The sequence below is a fragment of the Moritella sp. genome (genome assembly GCF_033791185.1).
GTDB lineage: Bacteria > Pseudomonadota > Gammaproteobacteria > Enterobacterales > Moritellaceae > Moritella.
In genome coordinates this window covers 1-9,515 of sequence record NZ_JASJHF010000033.1, presented here as the reverse complement: position 1 = coordinate 9,515, position 9,515 = coordinate 1, and the positions used below count along the sequence as shown (strand labels likewise).

Below are 9,515 nucleotides of genomic sequence, written 5' to 3'. Positions count from 1 at the left end.
GCTATGGCGTAAGCTGTACTCCAGCCTTTTTCACATAACTTACCACGGCTAACCGGATGATTTTGCTGCGGCTCTACACCGATGAGTTGCCCCTGCGTATTTACTTTCAGGCAAATGCCGCAACCGACACCGCAAAACGGACAAATTGTATTAATAAGATCCGCAGTCGTGTTGGTCGCAGCCTCTGCCCCTAGGTTAGTAGCGGTAGTTGTAGTATCGGTCATAGCAGAGCCTATTCGCGTTAAGCTGAGTGAGTATTAGCTGGAATTTATTATGCTAAGAATGAAAGTATAGCAGCTGAGTGTTAGTTGATAATTTGGTATTTATTATTTTTCGCAAAATTAAAAACTAAGCTATGCTTAATTTTCGACGTGAAACATAATCATTACCAAATATCAGGGAGTTACAATGTCGGGACTATTTGGATTAGATGCATTTTCACCAAAAGAAATTGCTGAGCGTGTAAATAATGTCGGGGTGGCGAAGGTGCATTTGCCAGTGCTGTCTGTTGTGATGCTAGGCATACTTGCCGGTGCCTTTATCGGGTTGGGTGGACTTTATTTTGTGCTGATAAAGTCGGATGCATCACTGAGTTTTGCTACAGGTCAATTGCTGGGTGGAGTAGCGTTCTCGTTAGGATTAATTCTGGTCATTGTGGCGGGTGCTGAATTGTTTACTGGTAATAATTTACTGGCGATGGCTTGGGCTGAGGGCAAAATAACCACCTCACAACTGCTGAAAAATTGGGGGCTGGTGTGTTTGGCCAATTTCATTGGTGCAGCAGGTTTGGCGCTGTTGGTGTTTCTATCTGGTCATACTGATATGAACAATGGGGCGATTGCCGAGCAGTATATAAAAATAGCGCAGTTGAAATGCAGTATGCCATTTTGGACCGCTTTTTTTAAAGGCGTCCTGTGTAATATACTGGTGTGTATGGCTGTATGGATGGCATTTGCAGGCCGCACCGTGATAGATAAAGCTGTAGCCATTATTTTTCCTATTTCAGCCTTTGTCGCCGCGGGTTTTGAACATAGTATTGCTAATATGTATATCATTCCGTTGGCGATGTTGGAAAAAGCGTTCGGTAATGCGGCTATCAGTGCCGATGCAGTTACTTGGTTTGGATTTTTAGGTAATTTAGTGCCAGTTATCTTAGGTAATTTGGTTGGTGGCAGTTTGTTGGTAGGTTTGGTCTATCACATCATTTATCGACGAAATATTGCTAAGTCATGACTCACTCTTATCCCCCAAATCTGACTAGGCAGCAGGCGGAGAAAAATCTTACCAAGTTTGGTCCAAATATATTACCCGAATCCAAACCACTGAATATTGGCTTTATATTTTTACGCCAGTTTAAGAGTCCTTTTGTTTATGTACTGCTGGCTGCGGTTGTAGTGTCATTTTCACTGGGTCAAAAAATCAATGCATTTTTTATCCTTGTCGTGTTATTTATTAATGCAGTTATCGGCACGTTTCAGGAATATTCAGCCGAAAGGGCGGCCAGCGCATTAAAAAAAATGGTGCCCTCTTATGCCACGGTAATTCGTAACAATAAACCCATTAAAATTCATAGCCAAGATGTTGTATTTGATGATCTTGTGCAGTTGGTACCTGGTGACAAGGTACCGGCAGATATCATCTTATGCAGCAATAATGATCTGCAGGTCGACGAATCAATGCTTACTGGTGAATCTGTTGCTGTGCATAAATCGGTTAAGCAAACTCAGGGTAGCGGTATTGAAAACGGTTCAGAAAAGGCTACTTCGATCACAGGTCAGAAGCAGTGTTGTTTTGCCGGCACTGTTGTCATGCGCGGGCGGGGTAGTGGACACGTAACAGCCACCGGTGTAAATACGGAAATTGGTAAGATAGCCACAGATGTGGAAGGCCAGCAGACTAAGCCACCACTGTTGCAGCGTATTGAAGCGTTTACCTTGCGTATAACCTATGGCATTTTAATTTTAATCACAGTTATTTTCATTATTACTGTGTTACGAGGGGATGAACTCGGTGGTGTCTTTTTACTGGCCGTTGCCCTAGCCGTATCGGCGATCCCTGAAGGGCTACCAGCCTCGATCACTGTCGCGCTTGCCATCGGTATGGTGAGAATGGCAAAAGTACAGGTCATTATTCGTAACCTTATGGCTGTTGAGGCGCTGGGCTCTTGTACTTATATTGCCTCAGACAAGACCGGTACACTAACTGTTAATGAGATGACGATTCAGCATGTTTGGTTAGCAGACGGCAGTCAGTATCAAGTCAGCGGTGAAGGTGTCGATGTGCAGGGAGAGATCCGCGCGGTGAATGAGCAGGATAATAACCGACCCGTTGAATTGCTGACGCTGGCAGGATTGCTGGCTAATGAAGCCTATCTTGAAAAAACTGAATCTGGCTGGTGTGGTCAGGGTGACATGGTTGATGTCGCCTTTTTGGTACTGGCTGCAAAATACGGCATTGATTATAAAGAGGCGCGGGCTCTTTACCCTGAGCAGGCCCAGATCCCTTATGAATCAGAGCGGGCTTACTGCGCTAGTATCAACAGGTACCAAGGAAAGAACTGTATATTTGTCAAAGGCAGTGTAGAAACACTACTGGAGATGTGCGGAGATGATAAAAAACCTGCTATAGCACAGCAAGCTAATGCACTGGCGAGTAAAGGTTATCGTGTCCTTGGGTTAGCTTATGGATATATAGATGAAAATCTTAATGGGGTACCCGTTAGACTCGAAGATACGCTGCATGACCTGAGCTTTGCTGGCTTGGTCGGCATGATAGACCCTTTGCGCCCCGATGTTAAAAATGCAGTAGAAAAGTGTAAAACTGCCAAGATTAATGTTGCTATGATCACCGGTGACCACCCTATAACCGCATTAGCTCTGGCAGAGCAGGCTGGCATTGCAGATAAAAGCATGGCGGCGGTCACTGGACTGCAATTGAACGCCGCCTATGAACTAGGGCCTGCTAAATTCAGTGAGTGTGTCCACAGTACTAACGTGTTTGCACGTGTATCTCCCCATCAAAAAAAACAAATTATTGAACAGATCATGAATGACGGTGACTTTGTTGCCGTGACTGGTGATGGTGTTAATGATGCACCAGCGCTAAAACACGCCCATGTGGGTATCGCGATGGGGCTACGAGGTACAGATGTGGCGCGGGAAAATGCTGATATCATTCTTACCGATGATCATTTTGCGTCAATTGTGCAGGGTATCCTGCAGGGACGCATTGTTTACAATAATATCCGTAAAGTGATTTATCTATTAATTTCTACTGGGGCGGCGGAAATATTACTGGTGATGTTTTCGCTGCTTTTTGGTACACCGTTACCGCTGCTTCCTCTGCAGCTGTTATGGCTTAATTTAGTGACTAATGGTATCCAGGATAAGGCGCTGGCATTTGAGCCGGAAGAAGGGAGTGAACTGGATAAGCCCGCGCGTTCGCCCAATGAGGCTATTTTTAATCACCGGATGATAGAGCGGGTCGTTGTTACTGCCATTGTTATGGGCAGTCTGGCTTTTGCACTTTTTAAATGGCAAATAGATCAGGGGGTCTCTGAGTATGATGCCCGCAATATTACGCTTTTACTGATGGTGTTATTTGAAAACGTACATGTCTTAAACAGTCGCTCTGAAAGCTTGTCGATCTTTAAGCAATATTTCTTTGGTAATAAACTTTTACTGCTTGGTATGCTTGCCGCACAGGGGGTGCATATTGCTGCTATGTATACACCGGGACTACAGACGTTACTGCAAATTAAACCGGTATCATTTGCGCAATGGTCAAGCCTATTGGGGATCGCGCTGCTGCTTATTGGCGTAGATGAACTGCATAAATGGATTGATAACAGACGTAATAAGCCCGGTTTATCTCAGAATGAAAAAACATAGCGTTTTATAAATCCTCTAACCTGTTTGCACTTTGCACCATTTCCATTATTTTGTGCTGTTCCAAGTCAGCCAGTTGGGTTAACAACTCCTTAGTGGAGGGTAATTCCGCTCTGCTCTGTAAGTAGTTATAAAGATCAATGACCTGCTGATGGAGGTTGATGATTTCAGGGATGATATCAGTAGATTTTAATTGTGAGAATGGCACCTCACATTGCTGGTGGCGTACAATTGGGGTCTTATCGAGATATTCATAACACCATGTGTTGAGAACGCTTTCACTTGTGTCTTTTTCAAATCCAGCTAACACATTAACAAGCCTTTGTTCATGCTCCCCAAGGTACTTAAGTAACAGTTTTGCCCGCTCACTCTCATTCTTATCGATGCTATATTGTAAACAGTTTGCCATCTGCAGGTGAAATTCACGTGTCCAATGCAGGACATCTCTTAACGTTTCAATTTGCATACATATCATCCTCGCATTTACGGATTTTGGTAATAGGGATATTTCGATTTAAAATTTGGATACACTTGGAATCGAAGATTGATCCTATTTTACTCTCTCGACAGCAGCTAAAGTATAGCTTTCCTTTTCACTTTTACTAATGGCATGTATTCGGGAATATCATGGTGTGTAAATAAAACGTTGCAACAGCCAAAGTATCGATATCAATGGCTGTATTGAAACAGCTTTCAACAATACATTTTGCAGAATCAAGTTAACCGTGGCTGCCGAACTCGGCTTGAAGAGCAAGCTTTGAGCGCAACGTTTTAACCCGCGTGAAGTTAATTAGCTACACTTTAACTAGATACATTCGTATCGAATGCAATTTAAGAGTGGGTGATAATCTATTATGACCAATGTTGTGATTAAGCAGCTCCCGAATGCCCTAACAACGTTACGCTTACTCTTGGCTGCGCCTATCTGTTTGTTGATTCTGGATGAAAATTATTCAGCAGTATTGTGGATAGCCTTAATTGCGGGGATCAGTGATGCTGTTGACGGGTGGTTGGCGCGTAAACTGAATATCGAAAGTCGTTATGGCTCCATTGTCGATCCGCTTTCTGACAAGGTCATGTTGATCAGTAGTTATTTAGCTTTTGCCGTCGTGGGATTAGTGCCTTGGTGGGTTGCTGTGATCATTGTGGCGAGGGATGCTGTTATTGTCAGTGGTGCGCTTGTCTATTATGGACTATTTGGGCGGTATGAAGTGGCACCAAGTATCTGGGGTAAGACGAGTACTACGGTACAGATTGTTTTTGCTCTAATGCTATTAACACAGCAGGTATATCCAGTGCTTCCCACACTCAGTTTTCAGATCGGGCTATGGTTACTCATTTTCATGACCATTGTTAGTGGTTGCCACTATGTCTATATTTGGGGTTGTAAGGCGTTGTCCCAACAAAATCATATGGACTGATCCGGACTTAATAAGGTGTCAATTTCAATTTAGCCATACTTTGTTTCATGAGTGTTTCGTTATTAATTGGATTACTTTGATGATAAAGAATTCGTGTCCATGTTGCAAATTAGTTAAATAAAGCGTTCAGAAATCGCTAAACACATTATTCGTTGATCTACATCAATTGCGACAATGGCGATGTGCGTTTATATTTAATGTGAACAGTATGTAAAAACACTCAACACATGATTAAGGTGGTAAAGATGGAATTATTACGCAATCCTAAATGTTACACGGACGTGTGTATAGATGGTACTTGGTATCACTACGATCACTGTGGCTCGACGGTTTATTCTTTAAGTGGTGGTGCGGCACCAGAGCTAGATTTAGCGCGTGAACCGGCAACTGAAAATGAACTGATAGACCTAATCCAAATCGCGGTTAACTAATCGTACTGATTATAATAGTGTTTGTTTCAGCCTACTAACAGCCTTTTGCTATTGTAGTGTTTCTAGACCTTTAATTGACTTGGGCGATTAAAGGTCATTTTTTACTCTTTACTCCTCTTTACAATCTCATCTATTTGCGTTCTCGTTAATTTGTCATATTATGTCACTCTATTTTTATTGGAGAACACAAATATATGAAACGCGTTATGCTATTTCTTGCAACCAACCTGGCCGTAATGGTGGTTTTTAGTATTGTATTAAACATTGTCTATGCAACTACAGGTATTCAATCAGGTAGCCTTTCTGGATTGTTGGTGATGGCGGTATTATTTGGCTTCGGCGGTTCGTTAATTTCATTAATGATGTCGAAGAAAATGGCACTACGTTCAATTGGTGGCGAGATCATCACCCAACCTCGTAATGCCAATGAACATTGGTTATTAGAAACCGTTACTCGACAAGCAAAACAAGCGGGTATTGGCATGCCTGATGTTGCTATTTATGATGCTGGCGAGATGAATGCCTTTGCAACCGGTGCTAAACGTGATGCTGCCTTAATTGCAGTTTCAACCGGTCTGTTAGCACAAATGACGCGTGATGAAGCTGAAGCGGTTGTTGCCCACGAAATTAATCACGTTGCTAACGGCGACATGATCACTATGGCCTTAATGCAAGGTGTGGTGAATACTTTTGTTATCTTCTTATCACGTATTATTGCGAATGCAGTCAGTGGTTTCACATCGAGTGATGAAGAAGGTGAGGGTGAAGGTGGCGGTAGCTTTATGACTTACTTCATCGTATCAATGGCGTTAGAAATGCTATTTGGTTTCTTGGCAAGCTTCTTAACAATGTGGTTCAGCCGTCAGCGTGAGTTTAAAGCAGACTCTGGTGCAGCAGAACTGGTTGGTAAAGAGAAGATGATTGCAGCTCTTGAACGTCTTAAAACAAGTCAAGAAACTCAACTTGAAGGTTCGATGATGGCGTTTGGTATTACCGGTAAGAAAACCATGATGGAGCTATTAATGAGCCATCCGCCGCTGCAAAACCGTATTAACGCATTACGTAACCTCTAAACGACGAGTGTTTTAGGCAAGTCATCGTCTAAAGAACAAAGCCCCACAGCTACACGCTAACTCTTACTCATAATAAGCGTGTAACTGTGGGGATTTTTGCTTCTGTAAGCTCATTTTATGTAACGAACTCTCGATGGTTAATTAAATGGATTTGTAATCTTAAAACGTGATAGACCAGCGAATAATTAGTCCTGAAAAAGTGTATTTTATATGTTATGAATTAATGGCTTATGAGGTTAAAGCTAATGACGAACATAACTGTAAATAAAGTGCTTGAAGATAAAGTGCTTGAAGATAAAGCGCTTACAAATAAGCAGTCAGGGCATGACGATCGACAGCCTTTGATGGCAAGATTAGTTAAATTAGTAATTGCGTTTGGTATTCCGTTATTTTTACTTTCAGTCCCCACCTCTCAGTTACCCTTTGATGACCTTAGTATTATCCAGCATAGATTGTTAGCTATTTTTGTACTCGCTGCGCTGCTGTGGATCCTGGAACCAGTGCCGGTTTTCGCCACCTCCATTTTGATTATAGCCCTTGAACTGGTGATGCTCTCCGATCAAGGACTATATAGTTTTCGGTTGTTTAATGATGGCCTTGATTCTACGACCAGTATTGAAGGCTTGATGCATTATAACGATATCTTCGCGGCTTTTTCGTCACCGATTATCGTGTTGTTTCTTGGTGGTTTCTCATTGGCGATTGCAGCGAATAAGTATGCCCTCGATACCAATCTTGCCAATGTATTATTAAAACCTTTTGGTACTAAGCCGGCATCGATCATGTTGGGCTTGATGATGATAACTGCATTGTTTTCTATGTTTATGTCCAATACGGCAACCACGGTGATGATGCTGTCTTTGTTAGGGCCAATTCTAATGTCAGTGCCTAAAGAAGAAAAGGGCATAAAAGCTTTGGTCTTGAGTGTACCGATTGCCGCTAACCTCGGTGGTATTGCTACCCCAATTGGTACGCCGCCCAATGCTATTGCCCTCCAATATCTAGATAGCCTTTATAATGTTAGCTTTCTTGATTGGATGATACTCGGGCTACCTTTTGTGATTGTGCTATTAGCCTTTGCGTGGTGGTTGTTACAAAAGTTATTCCCGTTCAGTGGCGACAGTTTACATTTACAGTTAGGCGGTGACTTTCAGCGTAGCTGGCAAGCGATAGTGGTTTATATTACTTTTGCGCTGACTATCATCTTGTGGATGAGCACTGGTTTACATGGCATGAATACGTATGTTGTTGCGATTATCCCGCTGGCGGTATTTACGCTAACGGGCATCATCGGCAAAGAAGAGCTGAAACTGATCAACTGGGACGTGTTGTGGTTGGTTGCTGGTGGTATTGCGATTGGTATAGCGTTAGATAAAACAGGGCTAGCGGCAGTTATGGCCAATGCAATTGATTATTCGGTGTTACCGGCCTTGCTGGTGATGTTAGTAATGTCTTTTGTGTGTTGGTTGATGGCTAATTTTATTTCTAATACGGCAACGGCCAACTTATTAATGCCGATTGCAGCGGCGGTCGCGACCTCAATGGATGACTTATCATTACTGGTAATGTTAGTGGTAGTTGCCTGTTCAGCTTCATTGGGGATGATATTACCGGTTTCAACACCGCCTAACTCATTAGCCTATGCTACTGGATTAGTTGCCAGCAAGGATATGGCAAGAGTGGGACTTATCATGGGCCTTGCTGGTTTGTCTCTGGTTTATGTGGTTATTCTCGTTATGGTTTAACTTATTTCACTCGCCGTTTCTTTTACCAAAGCGGGTTGCGTAGTATTAATGATGTTTCGCGTATTATCGAGTTCATATACCCAATCACAGTGGCTGGGTAAGGTTGTTAAGCATTGCTCGGTAATACGTTGGAAATAAGCGGTAAAGGCACGTACTTCAGTGCTAGTCATGAAGGTTTCTTGTTGGGTATTATCTTCACTAATGCGGCGTTGTTGGCGCTTGCTCTCTTGTTCTAATCGCCATGCTTGAACACTGTCGAAGCTCGGTGCTTTTAGCATCAGCCAAAGATCAATACGTTGATATAAGCCTTGGTAGTTTTGTTTTAGCTGCTGATTGACATAACTGCGCCAAATTCCGTATCGGTCTTTTTCTGCTTCGAGTTTGTTAATTGGATAGATAAGATCTTTCATCAGCTGCGGTTGCACGCCTAAACACCAACCTTCTAAGATGATCACATCAATAGGCCGATCGACAATTGGCCATTGTGATTTTGGGTAAGGGTTGTCAGTAAATTTGTTAAACCGTGGCAGTAGCACAGGATCGTTTGCGGTTGCGCCAGTACAAAGTTTTTCTAGTGTCGCATTGGCGAGGGTCATATCGTGTGTGCCAGGAACACCACGGGTACGCAGTAAAGGGTGGATCTGATTGGCAAGTTCATTGCGTTGTTGCTTGCTGTAGTAAAAGTCATCAAGGGATAATACCGCAACGTTTAAATCAAATTCGCTACTGAGTCGGGTGCCTAAATAATCGGCCAGCGTTGATTTACCTGACCCTTGACAACCATTTATACCCACGAGAAAAGTTTGCTTTGCCTGCTTTTGGTGCGAGACGATACTTTCTAGTGCAGGCGAAAAATTGTCTGATGCATGGGTTAAATAATCCTCATCCAACTGATGACGTTGAATAAATTGTTCGAGCATTGGCTGTGTCTTCATAGGTCACACTTTCCTTTGAATAA

At 42.8% G+C, this 9,515-nt stretch carries 9 protein-coding genes; 6 read left to right on the top strand and 3 right to left on the bottom strand.

Annotated elements, in window-relative coordinates:
• Window positions 1-224: hypothetical protein (locus QNK26_RS02220; protein ID WP_319220632.1), on the bottom strand; the 224-nt coding region annotated here is incomplete at its 3' end.
• Window positions 225-408: 184 nt separating this feature from the next.
• Here QNK26_RS02220 and QNK26_RS02215 point away from each other — a divergent pair.
• Both QNK26_RS02215 and QNK26_RS02210 read left to right on the top strand, forming a co-directional pair.
• A complete protein-coding gene (locus tag QNK26_RS02215) occupies window positions 409-1,233 on the top strand; it encodes a formate/nitrite transporter family protein (protein WP_319220631.1) in 825 nt (274 codons plus the stop codon).
• Window positions 1,230-3,890, top strand: a complete 2,661-nt coding sequence (locus tag QNK26_RS02210) for an HAD-IC family P-type ATPase (protein WP_319220630.1) — start codon at window positions 1,230-1,232, stop codon at window positions 3,888-3,890. Before QNK26_RS02215 ends, QNK26_RS02210 begins: the two co-directional genes overlap by 4 nt.
• Before the next feature lie 4 nt (window positions 3,891-3,894).
• Here QNK26_RS02210 and QNK26_RS02205 read toward each other — a convergent pair whose 3' ends face one another.
• A complete protein-coding gene (locus QNK26_RS02205) occupies window positions 3,895-4,353 on the bottom strand; it encodes an ATPase (protein ID WP_319220629.1) in 459 nt (152 codons plus the stop codon).
• A gap of 388 nt (window positions 4,354-4,741) precedes the next feature.
• Between QNK26_RS02205 and QNK26_RS02200 the strand changes: the two genes are divergently transcribed.
• From QNK26_RS02200 to QNK26_RS02185, 4 genes are all read left to right on the top strand, one after another.
• The gene (locus tag QNK26_RS02200) at window positions 4,742-5,308 is read left to right on the top strand and encodes a CDP-alcohol phosphatidyltransferase family protein (RefSeq protein ID WP_319220628.1); all 567 of its coding nucleotides are present in this window, start codon (window positions 4,742-4,744) and stop codon (window positions 5,306-5,308) included.
• Window positions 5,309-5,553: 245 nt separating this feature from the next.
• Window positions 5,554-5,739 carry a hypothetical protein gene (locus tag QNK26_RS02195; RefSeq protein ID WP_319220627.1) on the top strand — a complete coding sequence of 62 codons (186 nt, stop codon included), beginning with the start codon at window positions 5,554-5,556 and terminating at the stop codon, window positions 5,737-5,739.
• Window positions 5,740-5,933: 194 nt separating this feature from the next.
• Window positions 5,934-6,812 (top strand): protease HtpX, encoded by an 879-nt coding sequence (htpX, locus tag QNK26_RS02190; protein WP_319220626.1) that lies wholly within the window; start codon window positions 5,934-5,936, stop codon window positions 6,810-6,812.
• Window positions 6,813-7,057: 245 nt separating this feature from the next.
• Window positions 7,058-8,557: an SLC13 family permease gene (locus tag QNK26_RS02185; RefSeq protein ID WP_319220625.1), complete on the top strand. Its 1,500-nt coding sequence runs from the start codon at window positions 7,058-7,060 to the stop codon at window positions 8,555-8,557.
• On the opposite strand, the gene QNK26_RS02180 is transcribed toward QNK26_RS02185, so the two are convergent.
• A complete protein-coding gene (locus tag QNK26_RS02180; protein WP_319220624.1) occupies window positions 8,554-9,492 on the bottom strand; it encodes a hypothetical protein in 939 nt (312 codons plus the stop codon). The genes QNK26_RS02185 and QNK26_RS02180 overlap by 4 nt on opposite strands.
• Window positions 9,493-9,515 lie beyond the last annotated feature (23 nt).